Origin of the sequence: Pseudomonas sp. GM74 (genome assembly GCF_000282455.1) — a bacterium.
Lineage (GTDB): Bacteria > Pseudomonadota > Gammaproteobacteria > Pseudomonadales > Pseudomonadaceae > Aquipseudomonas.
Window position 1 is genome coordinate 1 of record NZ_AKJG01000012.1, and the last position, 22,953, is coordinate 22,953.

Below are 22,953 nucleotides of genomic sequence, written 5' to 3' on the forward strand. Positions count from 1 at the left end.
AAGGGGGTAGCCATTTCATTAGAGGATTTGTGAACGACGCAAATCCCCTGTGGGAGCGGGCTTGCTCGCGAAGCTTTTAAAACTCAGCCTTCAAACGCGTCCTTGAGGAACCCCGGCGCAATGTAGCGCTGGTAATGGGCTTCGGAGAGCAGGAAAAACTCCCGATCAATGGCGTCGCGCAATTCCGGCAGGTTCCACTCGCGAAACTCCGGCAGCAGCACCATCCCGTAGGCTTCCAGGTTGTTGATCACCCGCGCACCGCGCGCGATCAACTGGTAGGCCCAGCAATATTCCGACTGATGGGGCACGAAGCGGATCTTGCGCTGCTCCAGCTGCATTCTCAGCAGTGCCGGGTCGAAAATTTCCACCTTGGCGGCCATCACCTGGGACAGCAACTGCTCAAGACGCAGCCATACCGCGCGCTTTTCTTCCTCGTTGTAACCGTTCCAGTGGATCACTTCGTGGTGGAAACGCTTGCAGCCACGGCACACCAGGTCACCGTAAACAGTGGAGCAGAGGCCGACGCAGGGTGTCTTGATGGTCTGATTGGGCATAGATAGGCAAAAACGCGAGAAGGCAGAACAGGCCCGCATGTTAGCCCTTTGTCGGCCATTGATCACCCCTCAAAGTTCAGGGCCCATGGAGAATCGGGCTCTGCTGAGCACCGCCACCAAAGTCCAATAAACACTGACTTACCTTAAATTTTTTTTTGCCGTAGAATCAGCCTGCCTTTTTAGGCGCCAATGTCCGTTAGAAGCTGTTTTCAAAGCGTCACGAGCACAGTCGTTCCTTCAGAGCGGTGTTGGCGAGGGGTTTTTCCAGCGGGGAAAAGCCCAACGCCAACCCTCATCAGCTCCCGTTCTGCAGGCGTAAAACTTTGAAAGCAGCTTCTGTAAGGAATTGTCGGTAATTCTGGCTAAGTGGCTCACAACGCCATGCAGCGCATGAGTACGGCAATTTCGGGATGAGCGTCCCGGACACCCATTTGGGACCACTGATGAGGGTAATAACTGTGCTTGAAGCCTACCGCAAACATATCGAAGAGCGCGCAGCACTGGGTATCGTTCCCCAGCCGCTAAACGCCGAACAAACTGCAGGCCTGGTCGAGCTGCTGAAAAATCCCCCGGCTGGCGAAGAAGCATTCCTCGTTGACCTGATCACCAATCGCGTTCCGCCTGGAGTGGACGAAGCAGCCTATGTAAAGGCCGGCTTCCTGTCCGCCATCGCCAAAGGCGAAGCCAAATCCCCCCTGATCGACAAGAAGCGCGCTGTTGAACTGCTCGGCACCATGCAGGGCGGCTACAACATCGTGACTCTGGTTAACCTGCTGGACGACGCCGAACTGGCTCCAGTAGCTGCCGAAGAACTCAAGCACACCCTGCTGATGTTCGACGCCTTCCACGACGTCGCTGAAAAAGCCAAGAACGGTAACGTTCACGCCCAAGGCGTGCTGCAATCCTGGGCTGACGGCGAGTGGTTCGTGAAGCGCCCGACCCTGGCCGACAAGATCAGCCTGCGCGTGTTCAAGGTCACCGGCGAAACCAACACCGACGACCTGTCCCCTGCGCCTGACGCCTGGTCCCGCCCGGACATCCCGCTGCACGCCCTGGCCATGCTGAAAATGGCTCGCGACGGCATCGTGCCTGACGCACAAGGCGTCACCGGTCCGATGAAGCAGATCGAAGAAATGCGCAACGCCGGCTTCCCTATCGCCTACGTCGGTGACGTGGTCGGTACCGGTTCTTCGCGTAAATCGGCAACCAACTCCGTACTGTGGTTCTTCGGCGACGACGTTCCTTACGTGCCGAACAAGCGTGCCGGCGGTTTCTGCTTCGGCAGCAAGATCGCTCCGATCTTCTACAACACCATGGAAGATGCCGGCGCACTGCCAATCGAATTCGATGTTTCCAACATGCACATGGGCGACGTGATCGACCTGTACCCGCATGCTGGCAAAGTCTGCAAGCACGGCACCGACGAAGTCCTGACCACCTTCGAAATGAAGACCCCGGTGCTGTTGGACGAAGTTCGTGCTGGCGGCCGTATTCCGCTGATCATCGGCCGTGGCCTGACCGAGAAGGCTCGCACCGAGCTGGGTCTGCCACCTTCGACCCTGTTCAAGAAGCCTGAAGCTCCGGCTGAAAGCACCAAGGGTTTCACCCTGGCGCAGAAAATGGTTGGCAAGGCTTGCGGCGTGACCGGCGTTCGCCCGGGCACCTACTGCGAACCGAAAATGACCACCGTGGGTTCCCAGGACACCACCGGTCCAATGACCCGTGACGAACTGAAAGACCTGGCGTGCCTGGGCTTCTCGACCGACCTGGTGATGCAGTCCTTCTGCCACACCGCGGCTTATCCAAAGCCGATCGACGTGACCACCCACCACACCTTGCCTGACTTCATCATGACCCGCGGCGGTGTTTCCCTGCGTCCGGGCGACGGCATCATCCACTCGTGGCTCAACCGCATGCTGCTGCCGGATACCGTCGGTACCGGTGGTGACTCCCACACCCGTTTCCCGATCGGCATCTCGTTCCCGGCCGGTTCCGGTCTGGTTGCGTTCGCCGCTGCCACCGGCGTCATGCCGCTGGACATGCCTGAGTCGGTCCTGGTTCGCTTCAAGGGCGAACTGCAGCCAGGCGTCACCCTGCGTGACCTGGTTCACGCCATTCCTTACTACGCGATCCAGGCTGGCCTGCTGACCGTAGAGAAGAAAGGCAAGAAGAACGCCTTCTCCGGTCGCATCCTGGAGATCGAAGGCCTGCCTAAGCTGACCGTCGAGCAAGCGTTCGAACTGTCCGACGCCTCGGCTGAACGTTCGGCTGCCGGTTGCACCATCCAGCTGTCCAAAGAGTCGATTGCCGAATACCTGCAGTCCAACATCACCCTGCTGCGCTGGATGATCGGCGAAGGCTACGGCGATGCCCGTACCCTGGAGCGTCGTGCCCAGGCGATGGAAGCCTGGCTGGCCAACCCTGAGCTGATGGAAGCGGACAAGGACGCCGAGTACGCCGAAGTCATCGAGATCGACCTGGCCGACATCAAGGAGCCTGTACTGTGCGCTCCGAACGACCCGGACGACGCTCGCCTGCTCTCCAGCGTTGCTGGCGAGAAGATCGACGAAGTGTTCATCGGTTCGTGCATGACCAACATCGGTCACTTCCGCGCTGCCGGCAAGCTGCTGGAACAGGTCAAGGGTCAGCTGCCAACCCGTCTGTGGCTGTCGCCGCCGACCAAGATGGACGCTCACCAACTGACCGAAGAAGGTTACTACGGCATCTACGGCAAGGCCGGCGCGCGCATGGAAATGCCAGGCTGCTCGCTGTGCATGGGTAACCAGGCACGTGTCGAGCCGAACTCGACTGTCGTGTCGACTTCGACCCGTAACTTCCCGAACCGTCTGGGTGACGGCGCGAACGTCTACCTGGCTTCGGCTGAGCTGGCGTCCGTGGCTTCCATCCTGGGTCGCCTGCCGACCGTCGAGGAGTACATGGAATACGCTGGCAAGATCGACAGCATGGCGGCCGATGTCTACCGCTACCTGTCCTTCGACCAGATCGCCGAGTTCCGTGAAGCTGCTGCGAACGCCAACATCCCGGTCGTTCAAGCCTAACGTTGCAACGCAATGAAAAACGCCGCCCATCGTGAGATGAGCGGCGTTTTTTTATGCCTTCTGCCTCAGCCCCCTACCCCTGTGGGAGCGAGCTTGCTCGCGATAGCGGTCTGTCTGTTACATCCATGTCGACTGACCCGCCGCTATCGCGAGCAAGCTCGCTCCCACAGGTTATGCGTACGGCTTGAGCGCCTGCTGCACCGCCCCATCCACACTCAAACCACTCAGAATCACACCGCTTGATTGCACCTGCGACAATGCCACCAACGCCGTTTGTGCGTCGTCCTTGAGACGAGCCAGAATCAAACACTTACCTTCCTGACGCACCCGTACGAAAAACTCCTGCAACGCCTCGATGCTGGTGCCATCCAGATCTGGCGATTCCTCAAGACTTAGAATCACCGTATGAATCGGCGTTTGCGAATGCCGGATCAGACGCAAGGCACCCCCAAGAATCCGCTCGACGTTGGCAAAGAACAACGCTTCCCCCGGCCGCACAATCAGCACATCAGGCACTGCTTGCGCCGTTGGGTGGCGTTGCAGGTCGACAAAGTCGTGACCGCCATCGATGCGCCCCAGAATCTGGATATCCGCCGCCGACATCTGCTTGAGCATCAGCAACACACTGATCGCCACCGCCACCAGCAAGCCGTCCAGCACCCCCAGCACCAACACCGCCCCCACGGCGCAGATCACCAGCAAGCGGTCTCGGCGCCAGATGAAATAGCGTCCCAGCGGCTGCAGGCTCAAGCCGCGCCCCAGGGCATGGATGACGATGGCGGCGAGGATCGGTTCCGGGGTCAGGGCGATGTAAGGCAGCACCGTCAGGACAATGACCAGCACCACCAGCGCCGCCACGATACCGGCCAGGCGCGAAGTGGCACCCGCCGCCTCATTGGCCGACGTCGCCGAATACCCCGCGCCCGCCGGCATGCCATGGAACAGACCAGACAGCAAGTTGGAAGCTCCCAGCGCCAGCAGGTCGCGGTTCGAGGTCACCCGGTCGTGATGCTTTAGCGCATAAGAACTGATCGAGCCGTAGGACTCCGCATACAGAATCATCACCATGGCGAACGCCAATTCCCCCAGACGCAGCCAGTCGGCAAACGGCAGTACCGGCAGCTTCGGCACCTCCAGGCTCAGGTCGATCACGCCGATCAGCTTCACACCATAAGCCGGCAGGTCCAGCCACTGCCCCGCCGCAATGCCGATCACCACCACCAACAAACCTCCGGGCAAGCGCCGAAACCGCGCAAACAGCCATAACAAGGCCAATGCCACGGCGCCGACGCCAGCTGCCACCCAGTTCCATTGCGGCAGTTGCTCCAGCAGTTGCGGCAGCAAGCGCACCAGGTTGGCATCGGTCAAATGCACGCCGACCACGCTGGCGACCTGCTTGAGGATGATGGTCAGCGCCAGGCCAAAGGCAAAGCCGCGCAGCACCGGCTTGGCGATGAACGAGGTCACGCTGCCGAGCTTGAACAGCCCCGCCAGCAAGAAAAACGCCCCGGTCACCAGCACCAGGCAGAAGGCCAGGGTCGCGCGAAGCCCGGGGTCGCCATTGGCCAGGGTGGCAGTCGCGGCGGCCAGCACGGCGGCGGAGGATGAAGTGGCCGAGACAATCGCAAAGCGGCTGGTGCCGAACAGGCCATAACACAGCAACCCGGCGAACAGGGAGATCACCCCGGCCTGGGGCGCCAGTGCGGCGATGCTTGAGTAGGCGACCGCTTCGGGCAGCAACAGACCGGCAATCGACAGCCCTGCCAACAGGTCCTGCCAACGGTTGGGTTGCTCGGTGGGATCAGCCTTTGGTTCGCTCGACAATCCAGTGCCTCCAGGCGAAAAAAAACCGCTGCACGTATCACGTGCAGCGGCCACTGTAGCTGTCAACCCGGCACTGCGCGAGCAGGCCGGTGGATCACGCGGTCAGCGAGTAGATCAACGCCGTGATCGCCACCAGGCCCACCGCCGTCACGAAGACGTTGGATGCCTGTGCGCGATAGCGTGCCATCGCCGGCACCTTGCGGATGGCGTACATCGGCATCAGGAACAGGATCGCCGCGATCACCGGGCCACCGAGGGTTTCGATCATGCCGAGGATGCTCGGGTTCAGCGTGGCGACGATCCAGCACACCACCAGCATGAACGCGGCGGTCATACGGTCCAGGGCCTTGGCGGACGGACGCTTGCCGCTCTTGACGATCAGGCCCTTGAGGCCTTCGCTGGCACCGATGTAGTGCCCCAGGAACGACTTGGAAATGGCCACGAAGGCAATCAACGGCGCCGCAAAGGCGATGGTCGGGTTGCTGAAGTGGTTGGCCAGGTACGACAGGATCGACAGGTTCTGCGCCTTGGCTTCGGCCAGTTGCGCTGGCGACAGGGTCAGCACGCAACTGAAGACGAAGAACAGCACCATCACCACCATCAGCAGGTGGGCGCGGGACAGGATCTGCGAGCTGCGCTGCTCGGCGTGCTCACCGTAGCGACGCTTCTGGTCCACGGCGAAGGCCGAAATGATCGGCGAGTGGTTGAACGAGAACACCATCACCGGAATCGCCAGCCACAGGGTATGCAGCAGCGCCGATGGCGCCGGCACGCTGCTCGCGGTGGTGAGGATGCCACCGTTCCAGTGGGGAACCAGGTACACCGCCAGGAACAGCAGCGCAACGATGAACGGGTAGACCATCAGGCTCATGGCCTTGACGATCAATTGCTCACCGCATCGCACCACCGCCAGCAGGCCGAGGATCAGCACCAGCGACAGCACGGCGCGCGGTGGCGGCGTGATGTGCAGTTGATGCTCCATGAAGCTGCCGACCGTGTTGGTCAGGGCCACGCTGTAGATCAGCAGGATCGGGAAAATGGCGAAGAAGTACAGCAAGGTGATCAGCGCGCCGGCCTTGATGCCGAAATGCTCTTCCACCACTTCAGTGATGTCGGCGCCTTCGCGACCGGACAGCACGAAACGGGTCAGCCCGCGGTGTGCGTAGAACGTCATCGGGAACGCCAGCAACGCCAGGATCAGCAGCGGCCAGAAACCGCCCAGGCCTGCGTTGATCGGCAAAAACAGGGTTCCGGCACCAATCGCCGTGCCAAACAGGCCCAGCATCCAGGTGGTGTCCTGGCGATTCCAGCTCGACAGCGTCGCAGGTGTCGCTTCTACATAGCGTTCGTTAACGCTATTGGCCTGATCATTCATCCGGTGGGATCTCCACATTCCGGTCACTTGCCACCCGGCCAGGACGCGTCGGAATACCCGACAGGCGGCGTCCGGCCGAAACAGGGGCGGCATTCTGGGGGATTAGTGAGCAGAAGCAAAGACTTAGGTGAGGAACGGTGGTACCAATCGAGCGAAAATGAACGACACACAACCTGTGGGAGCGGGCTTGCCCGCGAAGGCGGCACATTCAGCGTTGAGGTGACTGACACACCGCTTTCGCGGGCAAGTCGGATCGCCGCACCGCCGCTCCCACAGGGATTTGTGCGGTTTTCAGATCCTGTGCTTCATCGCAAGATGGCGTTTGCCACTTGATAAAGGTCTACCATCATGTATTTTTAACCGACCCGCATTCCTTCCGGAGTCTGCCCATGCCACTGGTTCGCGTCGACATCAAAAAACACCGGGACCCCACCCACGCCAAACGCATCGGGCAACTGATCTATGCCGCCATGCGCCAGACCATTGGCGTACCGGAGCACGACAACTTCCAGATCCTGACTGAACACGACGAGCAGCATTTCATCTTTGATCCCGAGTATCTGGGCATCAACCGCACCGATAACCTGGTCGTCATCCAGATCACCCTCAACGAAGGGCGAACCCTGGAGCAGAAAAAAAACCTCTACAAGACCATCGCCGAAAGCCTTAACGCAGAGCTGGCCGTGCGACTGGAGGACGTTTTCATCAATCTGGTGGAAGTGAAAAAAGAGAACTGGTCGTTCGGCAACGGGATTGCCCAATACGCCCTCTGATATTCAACCTGCAAACCGAGAATGACCCATGCCCCGAGTTTCCCGTAAACAAGCCGACCTCAACCGCGAAACTATCGTCGATGCCGCCACCCGGCTGTTTCGCGAGCGCGGCCTGCACGGGATCAGTGTGGTCGATGTGATGGCTGCCGCGGGCCTGACCCACGGCGGTTTCTACGGGCACTTCGAATCCAGGGAGGCCCTGGCGCAAGAGGCCAGCGGCCGGGCTTTCGAACAGGCCGCGCAACGCTGGCTGGGACGGGTGGCCGAGCATGACAGCAAGGACGCGTCCCACCGCGCCGTGGTCGAAACCTACCTGTCCAGCGAAAGCCGGGACAATCCGGGCGACAGCTGCCCGGTGGTCGCCTTTGCCGGGGACATGTGCCATGAGGCCGCCGAGAGCGGCTTGCGCCAAACCTATCTGCTGGGCCTGAACAACCTGCTCGATTCCCTCGGCTCGCTGCTGGACGCAGAGGACGAAGCAGGCAAGCGGCAGCAGGCGCTGGTGCAGTATTCGCTGATGTTCGGTGCGCTGATGCTGTCCCGGGCCACCCGGGGCGATCCGCTGTCGGATGAAATTCTCGAAGCTGCCCGGGCCGTCCTCATGCCGCCGAAGTAAAGCGACCTCACCCCGCGCAATAAAAAGATCGCAGGCTTTGCCAACTCCGGCACTCAGCCCGGTGCCCGCCAGGGCCCAGGAGCTGCCACGGGCTGCGATCGCTGGTGGTTGCCAAGCCGGCCTGAAGTCAGCAATCTCAAGTGGCGTTCCAGCCGATTTTTCGATGCCCACAGGGAGCCAAGCATGCCTGTAACCGTTCTGGTACTGGTTGAAACCATCAATGATTACCTGCCTATCCTTGAACATCAGGGCTTTCACCTGATCCTGGCCCCGACGCCCGCCGAGCGCGCCGAAGCCATCGCCCGCCACACCGGGCAGATCGACGCCGTCCTCACCCGTGGCCCGTTGGGGCTGTATGCCGAAGAAATCGCCGCGCTGCCCAATCTCAAGATCATCTGCGTGATCGGTGCCGGCTATGAACACGTCGACCTGCAGGCCGCCGCCAACCGGGGCATCACCGTCACCAATGGCGCCGGGGTCAACGCCTCGTCCGTCGCCGACCATGCCATGGCGCTGCTGCTGTCGCTGGTGCGCGACATCCCCCGCTGTGATGCCGCCGTACGGCGCGGCGAGTGGCCGAAGATCATGCGCCCTTCCCTCGCCGGCAAACGCCTGGGCATCCTCGGCCTCGGCGCGGTCGGCATGGCCATCGCCAAACGCGCCGGCGCCGGTTTCGACATGGAGATTTGCTACCACAATCGCCAGCATCGCAGCGATGTGTCCTACACCTTCTGCTCGACCCCGACCGAACTGGCGCGGGCCTCGGACTTCCTGATCGTCGCCACGCCCGGCGGCGTGGGCACCCGGCAACTGATCAATCGCCCGGTGCTCGACGCGTTGGGCCCCAACGGGTTTATCGTCAACATTGCCCGGGCCAGCGTGATTGCCACTGCCGACCTGATCAGCGCCCTTGAGCAACGCCGGATCGCCGGCGCCGCGCTGGATGTGTTCGACGCCGAACCGAAAGTGCCGGATGCACTCAAGACCCTGAGCAACGTGATCCTCACCCCCCATGTCGCCGGGCTATCCCCGGAAGCCACCCAGGGCACCGTCGAACTGGTGGGCAAGAACCTCGTGGCGTTTTTCTCCGGCCAACCGGTGCTCACGCCGATTGCCTTGCCCGCGCCGATCACGCCGTACCCGGTCACCGATTAAAGAACACCCAACAGCGTCCACAGGCGACGGGATTCGGCATCGGCCGAGATCAGTTCACCCAACAGTTCACTCAGCGGTTTATTGCCCCACTCCACCCCCCTGCGAATCAAGTAAGGGACGGGGCTGTGGGGTTCGGTGCGTGTCAGGTACTCGGCAATCAACAGTAATTGCCGATAGGCCTCGTCGCGGCTCGCCGGCTCGCGAAACACCTGAGGTGTGGATGGCGCCGACGCCAGCCCGGCCGATTCCGACGCCGCCAGGGATGGCGACTCCACCGGCACTTCGGTCAACAGTCGTGGCTGCATGGCGATGAACTCCTGTACCCGTGTCAATAATGCCTCGATCACTTCCAGCAAGCCCCTGAAGCCCGGTGCCTGGGCGCCGAGGTAAGCATCGCTCCAGGCTTGCAGCCGTTGCAGATGTTGCAGGCTCGCCAGCAGGTTGTCCTGGCGGCGTAGCCAGTGGGACAGAGGTGTCGACCGGATCAGTTCGGTGAGTTTTTGCTGTTCGCCCCGTGCTGTTTCCGCCGCGGTTTTTGCAGCCTTGCTGTCATTGACCAGTACCTGTTGCAGCTGTAATCGCCGCCACGCGTCCAGACAGTAACCGTCGAATTCCCCGTGACGCGGATCGATCAGCGCCACCCGTGTCAGCAACACTTCGCTGTAGCGCCGCACCAGCCACTCCAGGGGAATGACCCGCCATGACTGGTCACCGTCTTCGGCCCGGGGATGAAGCTGATCGGGGTAGCGCTCGCACAAGCCCGCAACCAGCGCGAGGCTGCCGGGCAACCCGTCCAGGCCGGACCGATGCAACCAGGCCTCGCCGAGCCAGGCGCACACCATCAAATCCTTGCTGCGTTCAAGCAGCAGCGTGGTGGTCAGTTTTTCCAGCTCGGGCCATTGCGCCCGTTTGATCGACGATTGCCAGACTCCCGTTGGCAGGCTGGTGTCGTCCTCCCGGCGCAGTTCGCGGGCCAGGTCGAACTCACGCTCGTAACGCAAATCCTCGCCGCAGGGTGCCTCTTCGCTGATCGGTTCGAGCAGTCGGGCAATCAGCTCCGGCAACGGTGGTGAAGTCAGGTTCACAAGCCCTCCTCCTCAGTCATGACCGTCGCAGACACAGTCGCCCTGGTTTGCATGAACGGTGAACGCGGGGCCCGGGTGGGCAGCGGTGGAATGGACAGCGGAAATTTCGAGCCCTGGCTCATTAACGACACACGCACAAACATCAGCGTCTGCTCGGCCGTGCTGGCCTGTGCGGTGACCGGCAGGCGCAATGTCAGCGGAAAATCGGTGAAGTCCATATTCGGCTGGCGCTGCACCGACTGGTGTGAACGGATCAGGCGCAGCAACGACCATGGGCCGCCGTACTCCCAACCGGCTTCGAAATCACGCACCATCAGGTTGGGCTGCAACGGATCATTGGCCGGACGTTGCGAGCCGTTCCTGGCCCAACGCAAGGTCAGCCGGACCGGTTGGCCGACCATCCAGCGCAGGTTGGGCTGTGGCTCGCCGGGGTAACTGATTTGTTGATTACCGGCATTCAAGCCCCAGGCGATCACTTGATCGGCGCCACGCTCCTCCTCACGATCGGTGCGCCAGCGCACGTCCATTTCAACGCCGAGGATGCCGCTCTTGTCCCGCACGAACAGCGGACCCAGCCAGGTGCTGGCCAACTTCAAGCGGTTGAGGAAATCCTCGGCAGCCAGGCGCTCCGGCGTCTGGCTCAGCTGCAACCCGGCCTGCGCCACGGGCAGTCGTTTGTCGATCAAGTCGAGGAAGTGCTGAACCCTGGCCGGATCGGCGTCGGTGGCCTGCACGCCATTGGCAAACGGGAAACGCTCGGCCAGGTATTGATTGAAATAGTTGGCCAGGTCGTTCCAGGCCGCCGCTGCTTGTTGCTGCTGCAAGAACTGACAGCGTTGCATCGCGCTCTGTTGCAGATCCAGGGCACGCAGGGCCAGCGTCCCGCGCCCGCCGGACAAGCTGGCTGTCTGCAGAATCCGGCCGCAGGACGTGGCGTCCATTTCAATGAAGTCGCGGCTCACCAACTGCTCGATCTGGGCCGGTGAGCTGGCGGGATTCTGATCCTTGTACTTGAGCAGTTCATCGTTGAGCGCGCTGAATTGCATGACACGCTCGTAATCCAGCGCCGAGAGACCCTGTTGCTGGGTCTTGAGCCACTCCAGCGCCGAAGTGCGCCGTTCGGTGATGCCGAGCATGGTGTTGAATTGCTGCTTGAGGCTCAGTTTCAAATCCTGCACATCAAGGGCGCCAAACAGTTGCAGGCCGAGGTTTTTCGAGCCGTCCCACTGACTGATCTCACTGCGCCCGCTGAACAACGGTTGCGCGGTAATCTCGTCCAGACCGCTGACCACCTGGGCCATGGCGCGACGGTTCAGCGCGTTTTGCACACGCATGGCCAGATCGTTGCGATGGACCTCGGCGAAGGCTTTTTGCAAGGCCACGGCCTGTGGCGCCAGCACGTTGAATACATCGTCGCCACGGGGTTGGTCGTTCTGGTCCTTGAGACTCAACCACATGGCCTTGGCCGCCGCCCCCTCTGCCGCCTGAAGCACCGCATCGCGATACGCCGGGGGAATGCGTGGAAGTTCTTCGGCGGCATAACTCTTGTAGCTGGCAAAATAATTCAGCGCCGTACCGAGGTCATCGCCATCGACGTTCTGCCCCTGAACGGCAGCGGCAGCCTGATCCGCGCGCAAGGCGATGGCCACGAAATCCCGTTTGAACAGGGCCTGTACCGCGTTGTTCAGCTGGTTGACATGCACTTGCAAGCTCAGCTGCCCGCTGCCTTGCTGAACCAGCAAGTTACCCCGCGCCCCCGCCTGGGCGATCCATTGATCACGAAAGCTTTGCTGCAACCTGGACGCTTGCTGGTCCAGCTGTTGCTCGATCTGCGGGCCGAGCAGGCTGCTCTGGCGCACCTTGTCCATCATCTCGCGATAACCCGGCACCAGGTCCTGCCCCTTGCCGCGACTCCAGGCCGAATTGGTCAGCCCGACCAATGCTTGCAGGTCGTCGATCAGCGCGCGCAAGTCTTCGAGTTCCGCCAGGGAATTGCCGCTGCCGGCCTCCAGCCGTTCAAGGTGCAGCTTGAGATAACCGGCCTGCCGGACGAAGTTGTCGGCCAGAAAATACTGGTCAAGCCAACGCTCCATGAGCCCGGAAAAGTTCTCCTCGATGACCGCGCGCTCCATGGCCAGGTCCAGGGGTTTGAAGTCACCGCCATTGGCATCGAGCAATACCCGGTTGTAAAAACCCGCACGGTGCAACGTACCGGCATTGAGGTTCAGCGACAGCGCGTTATTACTCAGCAACGCCAGATCTTCGAGCGGCGCCTTGGGGTTGTTCAGCGCCTGACTGAACCATTGATTCTGTTGCTCGAGACGTACCGCGCGCTCCACCAGGTCCTTGGCCTTGACGTAATTTTGCCATTGGGCCGGGTCTTCGTTTTCGACGTTGCCACGTCGCTCGGTGTTGCGAATGGCCTTGAGTTGCACCAGTTCGGCCTTCAGCAAGTCATGTAGCGGTTCCAACATATGGCTCAGGGCAGTCAGGCGCAGTTGATCCTCCAGTTGCCTGTCCAGCGACGAGAACCAGGAGGTGGGAAACACCACCGAGGTGAAGCTCCAGCGCGGAGCCTTTTCCAGGACCCGCCAGAACCCCTGGACGTTGCGCCGGGTCGACTCCAGCCTATGGGACTCATCGGTGACTGCAACGTAATTCTTCTGCGCGCCTTGCAGCAGACGCGACAGCTCATGGGCATCCTTGACCGAGTCCTGCCAGACCCAGAGCATGCTGGCGGCCCAGACCACGCCGATCACCAGGGTCACCACACCGGTCAGTCGCTGCCAACGCTGACGCAGGCGCAGCAAGCGCGGCACCACCTGAGCCAGACCGCGTTCGGCAACCACCCGGCGCTGCCACAATTGCCGGGCAAAAGCACTCTGTTGCAACCCGTTGTCATGGGCTGAGAACCCGTCGGCAGCCTCTTGCGAGGGCTGGTTGGCGGTGAAGTACACCCCACGAAAACGTGGCGCCTCGCCTTGGGCATTGCCCTGGAATACCGGTTCGAGCACGGTTTGCAGATGATGCCTCAAGGCCTCGAATTGTTCCGGCAACCCGAACAGTTCGCCCTTGAGATGGCCGGACAACGCACCGATTTCAATGATCGATTCCGACAGGGCCCGATTCACCTGGTCCAGCGCCTGATCACTCCATTGCGCCTGCCAGACCGCCTCGGGACCAAAGGGTGAAGACCAGCCCAAAGTGCGTTCGCGGGCATCGGCGGGGAGCGCCGAGATCAGTTCCTGAAAACCCGGCAGCTCTTCCATGCCGGTGATCACCACGTACACCGGCAGGCTCAGGCCAAACCGCTGCAACAGATCGATGAAGCGCCGGCGCGCCGCCAGACCGAGGTTCGCGGCCTGCTCGGCATTACCCAGGCGGCTGACCGGCACGGTCCAGACCACCCCGTCCAGTGGCCGTTTGCTGCGCAGGCGCAGGATCAACCCCAACAGGCGCCACCAGCCGCCGCGCTGCAGACTCATGCCTTCATCGGGCAAAAACAGCGCCTGTGGCACCACCAGCACCGCGCCTTCGGGGTCCGACCACCAGCGCCCGAACCAGGCCGGTTTATCCGTCGGTTGCAAGCGCCACTGGCTGCACAACTGGGTGCCCTGGGTTTCATCACCGAGCATCAGCAGCCATGGAATCTGGTAACGGTCCTGAGCGCCCTGCTCCTGTTCCATATGACGCACCGCGTTATAAAAACTGCGGATCGCCGCCCCGCTCTGGGTGCGCAACCACCAGACCGCCACCGCGATGACCGCCAGCGCCACCAACAGGACGATGACCAGCCCCACGATCTCCAGCGTGCTCATGCGTCTTGCTCCGAGGTGGCCACCGGGTCGGTCATCTGCAACACCGGGTCGAGTTCCTGGCGAATGTCACGCCAGAAGAACTGCCCCAGCCCGGTCAGAATCATGACCATGGCGAGAATGACCAGTCCAAGGCGAAAGCCATCGGGCAACGACTGCCGCACCGGCAACTGCACCGCGGGTACTGCCGAAGGCTGCTCGAGCCGGACGATGACATCGGCATACTCCGCGTCGTGCTGCCAGGCAAACGTGAACAGTGCCAGGCGCAATTTTTCATGCCGGGCCTGACTCTGCTCGCCCCGCAGCCGTCCTTCAAACCCCAACACCAGGCATTGCAAATAGACATTGGCCAGGTCGCGGGTGGCGGGAACCTGCTCGTCCAGCAACGTCTTGATCGCCGCCGGCAGTTTTTCACCGGCCTGACGGCTGGTGTACATCCGCGACTCCAGGGGTTTTTCTTGCCAGGCGGTCTGGCCCGGCCACGGCGTGAACACCAGCGTTTCATCGATCAAGGCGACAAAGGCATAGACCAGCGCCTTGACCTGATCGGTCGCCGCTTCGCCAACCCGGGCGAAAGCCGTGCGCCACAGACGCTGGGAAATTTGCGTCGACAGGTCGGCCACCGCCTCCACCAGCGCATCGTCGTCGCCGTCCCTGGGCAGCTGATTCCACTCCCGTGACCATTGCAACCAGGCTTCGCGAAATGCGCTGCTCAACGGTGCTTCGCGCAAGCCCCGTGTACCCGCCCCGGCATGCCCCTCGAACATACGACGCCCCTTCCCTGATCAGGCACTGTCACTGGCCTGTGCCACAAACAACACCACTTGCCATGGACTGCTCGCCGGCTTGGCGGCCGGCGCGACAATCAGCAACGGCAATTGCCCGTCGAACCATTGACCCTCGGCCGTCACCACAAACAACCGCGTGTCGTCGCCGACGCTGTAGGCCACTTGCTCGTTACGGCTCATCGCCTCATGGGGCAAACCGCTCATGCGCTGGCGACTGAGCAAGGACACATGGGGCGCCGAGGCGATGATCGCGCCGCTCAGCCATTCGCCGGCCGCCTGTTCGCTGCTGCCGTTGGGCATGCGCAAACCGATGACCAGGCGCTGGCTCGGCTGATCGTCCGGCAGTTGAATCGAGAAGCTCTGTTCGCTGCGTTCGAACGGCAGGCTGCGATAGCCGGCGCGGATCAACTCGAGGGTTGTTTCGAGCCAGTCCAGGACCGGTTCATAGCCGCGATGCAGCTCCAGAAAATCCAGGGGGGCGAACGGTGGAACCCCGGCCAAAGGGTCCAGCGCGGACCAGGCACCGGCCAGCCCGAGCAGCAAACCGTGCAATGCCTGCGGGGTGGCCAATCGGCTGTTCAGCGTCCCCTCGACCTCCGGCAGGCGCGCCCAGAGCGCCGTCAGTTGTCGACGGATTTCCAGTGCATCGTCTTGATTGCCGGCCTGTTGCGCCTGGCGCAGGCGGCCGGCCAGGAACATGCATTTCTCCCGCGCTCTGGCACACAGCCCGGCCACCCGGCGACCCAACACCGACTCGGGCAGCAGGCACGGCGTGGGCGGTGTGTAGGGCAGCGAAAGGAAGCCGCCGCCCTCCTTGCGGATTTTCAGCAGTGGCAAACAGATGGAATCGGCCTTGTTCAGTTGCGTGCACAACCGCGGATTCGGACGCCACACCGTGATCGACTCGGGGTACTCACCGCTGGTCAAATCCGGCAGCGCATCGCCGATCACCGATTGCAGCCGGCCCTTGAGCGGCAGCAATTGACCGGCACGCCACAAGGGGCTGACGGCCAGGTACACCGTGACCGTGGCGTTTTCCGACGCGTTGACCGCTTCGCTGACATCGAGTTCCAGCGCCGGCCCGACACCCACTTGCAGATTGATCGGCAAACCGTCCGGCAGCGTCGCTTGCAGGTCGAGCACCCGCACCAGCCCGGCACTCAATGCGCCGGGGTCGAATTCGACCCGGTTCACGCCCCAGAACCATGGATTGCAGGCCTGGGCAAAATGCGCCACCAACGCCTCGGCTCGCAGCCCTTGCAACTGAAAATGCTGGGGCAGCAATTGCATGCCCTCGTGCCAGCAAACCGCGTCAGGTAACAGGCTCATACGACTCCCTTCGACCTCTACGCCGCCGCGCAAACCAGCGGCCTGGCAATGTGTTCACTGCGGAGTATTGCTGACCAGCGTCATCTCGCGACTGTCGAACTTGAGCCAGGCATCGCTCTGGTCATCGAGCCGTAACCGGTGTGCTCCGGGAGTGTTATAGCTGGCGAAGACCAAAAGTCCAGTTGCCCGCTTGCCCCCCAGCGGGAAGGGTTGTTTGTCGATGAACTGGCCGGGCACCAGCTCCAGCCCCCAAACCGTCATCAGTTGCCGGTAGTCGCGCTGGTATTGATCGCGCTCGGCGAACCACTGCCGCGCCGTGATGCCCGACAACTGCTTGAGCAGATCCGGATCATTGACGGCGATGAAATCCACGGCAATCGGCGTGTCGTCGTTGGCCTTCGGCGCGACGTCCAGGGTCAGGTTATCGAGGTCCACCCGAGGCCCGAAAAACGAGCACCCGGCGAGGGTCAGGAACAGGGCGAATGCAAAAAAACGTGCACACAAAATGAATTTTCCTTTTCTCGGGTCGGTCCAAAATTGTTTTCGCTTGCATTTTTATAGACCTGTTCTAGCGTCTTGGATAGTTCGGTCCCCCATGCCGAATGTGGAAGGTTTGTCAAAGGAACGACAGGTCCATCTGCCACCCTTTCTAACCTACGGTCCAGCAAGGGAAAGCGATGAGCGGGCCTCCCGATGCATTGCGCCCGCTCATGCATCGGAGTCAGCCAACATGGCCGAAAGTACTCAGCACAAGCTCGACAGGGTCCGCCCACCCCGGGTGCAAATCACCTACGACGTCGAAATCGGCAACGCCATCGAGAAAAAAGAATTGCCGCTGGTCGTCGGCATTCTGGCCGACCTTTCCGGCAAGCCGCTCGAGCCCCTTCCCAAGCTCAATGAACGACGCTTCACCGAGATCGACCGCGACAACTTCAACGAAGTGCTCGCCTCGATTGCCCCCCGCGCCACCTTGCAAGTCACCAACACCCTCACTGGCGATGACAGCAAGCTCAACATCGAACTCAACTTCAAACACATCGACGACTTCGACCCGGTGAAGGTCGTCGAACAAGTGACCCCGCTACGGCGCCTGTTCGAAGCGCGTCAGCGTCTGCGCGACCTGCTGACCAAGCTCGACGGCAACGATGACCTGGACAAACTGCTGCGCGACGTCATCGCCAATACCGAAGGCTTGCAAGAGATCAAGTCTGCCCGTCCGGACACCGCCGCCCCCGCAGGCGACAGCGAAGCACCGGCCGAACCGCAAGCCTGATCACTCATTCACTTAGGGAGACGTCGCCATGCCCGCTTCAGCCAGCGCCAACACCAGTGAAAGCACCACCCAAAGCCTGTCCCTGCTTGACCGCATCATCGCCGAAGGCCGCATGGCCCACGACGATAGCCAGCAGGACTATGCCCGCGACATGCTCGCGGAGTTCGCCACTCAGGTCCTCGACGAAGGCATGGCCATCGACAAGGACACCGTGGCGATGATCAACGACCGCATCAGCCAGATCGACCAGTTGATCAGCGCGCAACTCAACGAGGTGCTGCACCACCCCGAACTACAGAAAATCGAAGCCTCCTGGCGCGGCCTGCACCTGTTGGTGCAAAACACCGAAACCAGTTCCCGGTTAAAATTGCGCCTGCTCAACGTCACCCAGAAAGAGTTGCAGAACGATCTGGAAAAAGCCGTCGAGTTCGACCAGAGCGCGCTGTTCAAAAAGATCTACGAAGAGGAATACGGCACCTTCGGTGGCCACCCCTTCAGCCTGCTCGTCGGCGACTACACCTTCGGCCGGCACCCGCAGGACATCGGCCTGCTGGAAAAACTGTCGAACGTCGCTGCCGCCGCCCACGCCCCGTTCATTGCCGCCGCCAGCCCCCGGTTGTTCGACATGAACAGCTTCACCGAACTGGCCGTGCCCCGCGACCTGTCGAAAGTGTTCGAGAGCCAGGAACTGATCAAGTGGCGCGCCTTCCGCGAAAGCGAAGACTCGCGCTACGTATCGCTGGTGCTGCCGCATTTCCTCTTGCGGTTGCCTTACGGCCCGGACACCTCGCCGGTGGAGGGCATCAACTACGTCGAGGACGTCAACGGCAGCGACCACGGCAAATACCTGTGGGGCAACGCTGCCTGGGCCTTGTCCCAGCGCATCACCGAAGCCTTCGCCAAATACGGCTGGTGCGCGGCGATTCGCGGAGCTGAAGGCGGCGGCGCGGTCGAAGGCTTGCCGGCCCACACCTTCCGCACCACCTCCGGCGACCTGTCGCTCAAGTGCCCGACCGAAGTGGCCATCACCGACCGCCGGGAAAAAGAGCTCAACGACCTGGGGTTCATCGCCCTGTGCCACAAGAAAAACAGCGACGTGGCAGTGTTCTTCGGCGGCCAGACCACCAACAAGTCCAAGCTCTACAACACCAACGAGGCCAACGCCAACGCGCGGATTTCGGCGATGTTGCCGTACGTGCTCGCGGCCTCGCGTTTCGCGCATTACCTGAAGGTGATCATGCGCGACAAGGTCGGCAGTTTCATGACCCGCGACAACGTGCAGACCTACCTCAACAACTGGATCGCCGACTACGTGCTGATCAACGACAACGCGCCGCAAGAGATCAAGGCGCAGTACCCGTTGCGTGAAGCCCGGGTCGATGTGACGGAAGTCGCAGGCAAGCCGGGTGCCTACAAGGCCACGGTATTCCTGCGGCCACACTTCCAGCTTGAAGAGCTGACCGCCTCGATCCGCCTGGTGGCCACCCTGCCGCCACCGGTCGCCGCCTGACCTGCCCCGCTCCCGTCGGCCAGCCCGGCGGGAGTTCCCTGCTTATCTAGCGCAATAACCTTCAGGAGTTTCATGCGATGGATGCAATTATTCTCGACCTCGGCGGCGACATCAAAGGCGACAGCCTGCTCGAGGGCTACAAGGACAAGATCGAAGTCATGTCCTACAGCCACAACGTGGCCATGCAGGTGACCAACGACGTCAGCAACTCGGAGCGGACCTCCGGCAAGCCGCACATCGGCGAGTTCACGCTGACCAAATTCGTCGACAGTTCCACACCTTCCCTCAATGAATACTGCTGTGCCGGCAAACCGATCCCGGAAGCCAAGGTCATCATCGGCCGCAACGCCGCTGAAGGCAGTGGTCAACTGATGCCGTTCATCATTTACACCCTGACCAACGTGGTGCTGTCCAACGTCAGCGTCAGCGGCGGTACGGGTGGCAAACCCGTGGAAACCCTGTCGCTGAACTTCACCAAAATCAAATGGGAGCTGACCGCGCAGAAAGACGATGGCACCAAGGAAGGCACGGCCGCCTCGACCTGGGACATGGCCGCCAACAAACTCGTCAAGTAATCGGGCGCGTCGGCCATGGCAGGCTCCCTACTCCCACCGCTGTTCGAGCGACTGGCCGCAAGCGAGGTCGACACGCTGCATGCGTTCGACCTCCAGGACCTGCTCGACTCGGTCCGCACCGAATTGCTGCGCCTGTTCAACACCCGACGTGGCCCTCGTGCCCTGACCTCGCCACCGAGCATTCTCGACTACGGCCTCGCTGACTGGACCGCCCTGCAACAGCAGCGTAGCGATGACCGACGGCAGTTGGCGCGGGAAGTGCGCGAGGCCATCAACCATTTCGAACCGCGCCTGAAACTGGGCGAGGTTCAGGTCAATCCAGTCCCCGACCATCCGCAGCAACTGAGCATCCGCCTGCTCGGCGAGTTGCGCGGCGGCCAGCAGCACTGGCCCGTGGCATTTGTCATCGAGAAGGCAAGCGATGGCCTTGAGGTGCGTCATGAGCGACTCGATTGACCCGCAACTGCTCGATTACTACCAACGAGAACTGACCTGGCTGCGCCATGCCGGCAGCATTTTCGCCGAGCGCTACCCCAAGGTCGCCAGGCGGCTGGAGTTGTCCCCCGACGAATGCCCCGACCCCCACGTCGAACGGCTACTTGAGGGATTCGCGCTGCTGGCCGCCCGCCTGCAACGCCGGCTCGATGACGACTACGCCGAATTCAGCGATGCCCTGCTGGAGCAACTCTATCCATTGGCGATGCGCCCGCTGCCGTCCTGCGCAATCGTGCAGTTCCAGCCGGACCCGAGCAAAGGCAATCTCGACGGCGGCTACCCGTTGCCTCGCGACACGCCGCTGTTCGTCACCACCGGCAAAGGCGAAAGCATCCACTTTCGCACCAGTGCACCCGTGCGTCTGTGGCCGGTGGAAATCACCGAAGCGTTGCTGCTGGGCAGCGATGAAGCCCAGGCCCTGACCGGCGTTGTCCAGGCGCGGTCGGCATTGAGACTGGGCCTGCGCTGCCTCGGTGACAGCCAGTGGTCAACGCTGGGCATCGAACAGTTACGCATCCACCTGAGTGCGTCCCCGGTGGTCAACGCCTGCCTCTACGATCTGCTCGGCGCCCATGCCGTGCAGGTCCTGGCCGGCCCCGTTGGCAGCGTGCCGAAAGCCCTTGTCGGGCTGCCGCAGATCGTCGGTTTTGCCGGCGATGAAGGTTTGCTGCCGGACGAGGACGGCGTGCACCCCGGCATGCGCCTGCTCGCCGAGTACTTTGCCTTCGCGGACAAATTCAACTTCTTCGACCTGCCCCTGGCGGGCGCCACCAGCAACAGTCAAGCGCTCTACCTATACATCGTCTTCGACCGCGCCCCGACCAACCGCCTGCACCTACAGGCCAGCGACCTTGCACTGGGCTGCACGCCGGTGATCAATCTGTTTCCGCGAACCTCGGAGCCCCTGCGCCCGGACGGTACTCGCAGCGAATACCGCCTGGTCGCCGACAGCCACCGGGAAAACAGCGTCGAGATCCATAGCATCCGCGCGGTGCGTGCCACATCCAGTCGCGGGGTTCAGCGAGTGCCGGCCTATTACGGCAGCCAGCATGGCGGTGCCGATAAACAGTGCTACTGGCATGCCCGACGCGTCAGCGGCATGACCCCCAATCGCCTCGGCACTGACCTTTTGGTAAGCCTGGTGGACACCCGATTCGACCCGCTGTCAGAAGCCATTGAATACAGCCTCACCGCTGAACTGCTTTGCACCAATCGGCACATGGCGCAGAGCCTGCCGGCCGGCACACCGTTAGGTTTTGAACGCCCGGGCCCCGTGGCCTGGGCGCGCCTGCGCAACCCGCCCAGCCCGCAAAGTGTGCCGCGACTGGACGGCGAGTCGCGCTGGCGGCTGGTCTCGCAACTGACCCTCAATCATTTGTCGCTGGTCGAAGGGCCACAGGCGCTTGACGCACTCAAGGAAATCCTCCAGCTGCACAACCTGCGGGACGAGGCCAGCGCCTGGCGGCAAATCGAAGGTCTGCTCAGCCTCGGTTGTGAACGCGTCATCGCCCATGTCGGCGAAGACGCCTGGCGCGGCTGGCGCAATGGGCTGGAGGTGCGCCTGCAACTGGACCCGCAGCATTTCGTCGGTAGCAGCGCAGTGTTGTTTTCAGCGGTGCTTGCGCAGTTCTTTTCCCTCTATGCCACCGCTAACCGTTTCGTGCGCACGGCGCTGGTGCAATCGGACAGGGAGGTGAAGACATGGCAACCCCAAGCCGGCATGCCACTGTCCCTCTGAGCCTGAGCCAACGACTGCGCCGGGATCCCCAGGGGTTCGAACTGTTGCAGGCATTGTTGCTGCTGGAGCGCGAACACCCACAAGCCGAATCCCTGGGCAGCGGCACCGCCCCGCAAGCGGAAGCACTGCGCTTGCGCGGCCCGTTGACGCCGCTGTTTGCCGCCAGCGAAATCGAAAGCCTGACCCAGGAACCCGGCCAGCAAGCGGTCCTCAGTACCCCGGTGTTTGGCCTCGGCGGTCCCGACGGCCCGCTGCCCTACGCCTATCAGGAATGGTTGCAGCAACGCGCGCGGGCCAAGGATTACGCGCCCGCTGAATTTCTCGATCTGTTCCAGCACCGGCTGCTGAGCCTGCTGTACAAAGTAATGCGCAAGCACCGGATTGCCGTGGGGTTCACCGTCCCCGGTGCTTCGGCGGTCCAGGCGCAGTTGCGGGCCCTGACCGGGCTACTGCCCAAAGCCTTGCGCGAGCGTCAGGCCGTACCCGATTGTGCCGTGCTGGCATGCAGCGCCTTGTTCGCCGATGGGCGCCGCTCCCTCGCCGGTTTTGCAGCCATCGTACGTGAGCATTTCGAACTGCCGGTTGAACTCGGTGCCTATGAAGGTGCCTGGCGCGAGATCCCGCCCGCCAGTCGCAGCCGCATGATCCCCGGTGGCCGCAACCTGCAACTGGGGCGTACGGCAGTGGCCGGCACCCGAGTCTGGGATGAACACGCCGGCATCCGCCTGACCCTTGGCCCGCTGACCTCTGCCCAGGCGGCGCGGTTCCTGCCCGATGGCGAGTCGCACCCGGCACTGGCCAGCCTCAGCGCACTGTATTTTGGCCCGGACCTGGACTGCACCCTGGTGCTGTTGGTACGCGGTGCCGGCCCAATCAAACTCGGTCGCCAGGCGCCGCCACTGCTCAGCTGGAACGGCGGCCTGCAACGCCAGACCAGCCTGGCGGTGCAACGCATCGAAACCCGTCTTCGTCAGCTGGAGATCACCTGA

At 62.2% G+C, this 22,953-nt stretch carries 18 protein-coding genes; 10 read left to right on the forward strand and 8 right to left on the reverse strand.

From position 1 onward, the window contains the following. Nucleotides 1-83 precede the first annotated feature (83 nt). Entirely contained in the window at nt 84-554 is a 471-nt protein-coding gene (locus PMI34_RS23760; protein WP_032829374.1) for a DUF1289 domain-containing protein, read from the reverse strand. A gap of 458 nt (nt 555-1,012) precedes the next feature. On the opposite strand from PMI34_RS23760, the gene acnB reads away from it, so the two are divergent. Further along, complete coding sequence (gene acnB / locus PMI34_RS23755) at nt 1,013-3,613, forward strand: bifunctional aconitate hydratase 2/2-methylisocitrate dehydratase (protein WP_032829376.1); 2,601 nt, start codon at nt 1,013-1,015, stop codon at nt 3,611-3,613. Nucleotides 3,614-3,784: 171 nt separating this feature from the next. Here acnB and PMI34_RS23750 read toward each other — a convergent pair whose 3' ends face one another. Both PMI34_RS23750 and PMI34_RS23745 read right to left on the reverse strand, forming a co-directional pair. Then, nucleotides 3,785-5,437, reverse strand: a complete 1,653-nt coding sequence (locus tag PMI34_RS23750) for a SulP family inorganic anion transporter (RefSeq protein WP_008046641.1) — start codon at nt 5,435-5,437, stop codon at nt 3,785-3,787. A gap of 94 nt (nt 5,438-5,531) precedes the next feature. Beyond that, the gene (locus tag PMI34_RS23745) at nt 5,532-6,812 is read right to left on the reverse strand and encodes a serine/threonine transporter (RefSeq protein ID WP_008046650.1); all 1,281 of its coding nucleotides are present in this window, start codon (nt 6,810-6,812) and stop codon (nt 5,532-5,534) included. Between the two features lie 389 nt (nt 6,813-7,201). On the opposite strand from PMI34_RS23745, the gene PMI34_RS23740 reads away from it, so the two are divergent. The 3 genes from PMI34_RS23740 to PMI34_RS23730 all read left to right on the forward strand — a co-directional run bounded on the left by PMI34_RS23740 (nt 7,202) and on the right by PMI34_RS23730 (nt 9,356). After that, the gene (locus PMI34_RS23740; protein ID WP_008046658.1) at nt 7,202-7,585 is read left to right on the forward strand and encodes a tautomerase family protein; all 384 of its coding nucleotides are present in this window, start codon (nt 7,202-7,204) and stop codon (nt 7,583-7,585) included. A 28-nt stretch (nt 7,586-7,613) separates the two neighbouring features. After that, the gene (locus PMI34_RS23735; RefSeq protein WP_008046660.1) at nt 7,614-8,201 is read left to right on the forward strand and encodes a TetR/AcrR family transcriptional regulator; all 588 of its coding nucleotides are present in this window, start codon (nt 7,614-7,616) and stop codon (nt 8,199-8,201) included. A gap of 183 nt (nt 8,202-8,384) precedes the next feature. Next, nucleotides 8,385-9,356 carry a 2-hydroxyacid dehydrogenase gene (locus tag PMI34_RS23730; RefSeq protein ID WP_008046662.1) on the forward strand — a complete coding sequence of 324 codons (972 nt, stop codon included), beginning with the start codon at nt 8,385-8,387 and terminating at the stop codon, nt 9,354-9,356. Here the strand turns inward: PMI34_RS23730 and tssA are convergent. From tssA to PMI34_RS23705, 5 genes are read right to left on the reverse strand one after another with little or no spacing between them, the layout of a single operon-like run. After that, nucleotides 9,353-10,441, reverse strand: a complete 1,089-nt coding sequence (gene tssA / locus PMI34_RS23725; protein WP_008046664.1) for a type VI secretion system protein TssA — start codon at nt 10,439-10,441, stop codon at nt 9,353-9,355. The genes PMI34_RS23730 and tssA overlap by 4 nt on opposite strands. Then, nucleotides 10,438-14,259: a type VI secretion system protein gene (locus PMI34_RS23720; RefSeq protein WP_008046668.1), complete on the reverse strand. Its 3,822-nt coding sequence runs from the start codon at nt 14,257-14,259 to the stop codon at nt 10,438-10,440. Before PMI34_RS23720 ends, tssA begins: the two co-directional genes overlap by 4 nt. Then, nucleotides 14,256-15,023 carry a DotU family type IV/VI secretion system protein gene (locus PMI34_RS23715; protein ID WP_008046670.1) on the reverse strand — a complete coding sequence of 256 codons (768 nt, stop codon included), beginning with the start codon at nt 15,021-15,023 and terminating at the stop codon, nt 14,256-14,258. The genes PMI34_RS23720 and PMI34_RS23715 overlap by 4 nt, the downstream gene beginning before the upstream one ends. Before the next feature lie 18 nt (nt 15,024-15,041). Then, nucleotides 15,042-16,373 (reverse strand): type VI secretion system baseplate subunit TssK, encoded by a 1,332-nt coding sequence (tssK, locus tag PMI34_RS23710; RefSeq protein WP_008046671.1) that lies wholly within the window; start codon nt 16,371-16,373, stop codon nt 15,042-15,044. Nucleotides 16,374-16,427: 54 nt separating this feature from the next. Further along, entirely contained in the window at nt 16,428-16,877 is a 450-nt protein-coding gene (locus tag PMI34_RS23705; protein WP_008046672.1) for a hypothetical protein, read from the reverse strand. A 226-nt stretch (nt 16,878-17,103) separates the two neighbouring features. Between PMI34_RS23705 and tssB the strand changes: the two genes are divergently transcribed. The 6 genes from tssB to tssG all read left to right on the forward strand — a co-directional run bounded on the left by tssB (nt 17,104) and on the right by tssG (nt 22,953). After that, the gene (gene tssB, locus PMI34_RS23700) at nt 17,104-17,646 is read left to right on the forward strand and encodes a type VI secretion system contractile sheath small subunit (RefSeq protein WP_008046673.1); all 543 of its coding nucleotides are present in this window, start codon (nt 17,104-17,106) and stop codon (nt 17,644-17,646) included. 28 nt (nt 17,647-17,674) lie between these two features. Beyond that, nucleotides 17,675-19,156 (forward strand): type VI secretion system contractile sheath large subunit, encoded by a 1,482-nt coding sequence (gene tssC, locus PMI34_RS23695; RefSeq protein WP_008017523.1) that lies wholly within the window; start codon nt 17,675-17,677, stop codon nt 19,154-19,156. Between the two features lie 77 nt (nt 19,157-19,233). Further along, on the forward strand, nt 19,234-19,731 hold the full coding sequence (locus PMI34_RS23690; RefSeq protein WP_008046674.1) for an Hcp family type VI secretion system effector: 498 nt from the start codon (nt 19,234-19,236) through the stop codon (nt 19,729-19,731). Between the two features lie 15 nt (nt 19,732-19,746). Next, a complete protein-coding gene (gene tssE, locus PMI34_RS23685; protein WP_008046675.1) occupies nt 19,747-20,187 on the forward strand; it encodes a type VI secretion system baseplate subunit TssE in 441 nt (146 codons plus the stop codon). Then, the gene (tssF, locus tag PMI34_RS23680) at nt 20,171-21,964 is read left to right on the forward strand and encodes a type VI secretion system baseplate subunit TssF (RefSeq protein WP_008046676.1); all 1,794 of its coding nucleotides are present in this window, start codon (nt 20,171-20,173) and stop codon (nt 21,962-21,964) included. The genes tssE and tssF overlap by 17 nt, the downstream gene beginning before the upstream one ends. After that, nucleotides 21,928-22,953, forward strand: coding sequence for a type VI secretion system baseplate subunit TssG (gene tssG / locus PMI34_RS23675; RefSeq protein ID WP_008046677.1), 1,026 nt, complete (start codon nt 21,928-21,930; stop codon nt 22,951-22,953). Before tssF ends, tssG begins: the two co-directional genes overlap by 37 nt.

Coding starts and splice junctions, on each gene's coding strand:
- PMI34_RS23745 (WP_008046650.1), bottom strand. CDS start 6,812: ATGAATGATCAGGCCAATAGCGTTAACGAACGCTATGTAGAAGCGACA.
- PMI34_RS23690 (WP_008046674.1), top strand. CDS start 19,234: ATGGATGCAATTATTCTCGACCTCGGCGGCGACATCAAAGGCGACAGC.
- tssE (WP_008046675.1), top strand. CDS start 19,747: ATGGCAGGCTCCCTACTCCCACCGCTGTTCGAGCGACTGGCCGCAAGC.
- PMI34_RS23760 (WP_032829374.1), bottom strand. CDS start 554: ATGCCCAATCAGACCATCAAGACACCCTGCGTCGGCCTCTGCTCCACT.
- tssC (WP_008017523.1), top strand. CDS start 17,675: ATGCCCGCTTCAGCCAGCGCCAACACCAGTGAAAGCACCACCCAAAGC.
- tssB (WP_008046673.1), top strand. CDS start 17,104: ATGGCCGAAAGTACTCAGCACAAGCTCGACAGGGTCCGCCCACCCCGG.
- PMI34_RS23740 (WP_008046658.1), top strand. CDS start 7,202: ATGCCACTGGTTCGCGTCGACATCAAAAAACACCGGGACCCCACCCAC.
- tssK (WP_008046671.1), bottom strand. CDS start 16,373: ATGAGCCTGTTACCTGACGCGGTTTGCTGGCACGAGGGCATGCAATTG.
- PMI34_RS23730 (WP_008046662.1), top strand. CDS start 8,385: ATGCCTGTAACCGTTCTGGTACTGGTTGAAACCATCAATGATTACCTG.
- PMI34_RS23735 (WP_008046660.1), top strand. CDS start 7,614: ATGCCCCGAGTTTCCCGTAAACAAGCCGACCTCAACCGCGAAACTATC.
- PMI34_RS23715 (WP_008046670.1), bottom strand. CDS start 15,023: ATGTTCGAGGGGCATGCCGGGGCGGGTACACGGGGCTTGCGCGAAGCA.
- tssG (WP_008046677.1), top strand. CDS start 21,928: ATGGCAACCCCAAGCCGGCATGCCACTGTCCCTCTGAGCCTGAGCCAA.
- tssF (WP_008046676.1), top strand. CDS start 20,171: ATGAGCGACTCGATTGACCCGCAACTGCTCGATTACTACCAACGAGAA.
- PMI34_RS23720 (WP_008046668.1), bottom strand. CDS start 14,259: ATGAGCACGCTGGAGATCGTGGGGCTGGTCATCGTCCTGTTGGTGGCG.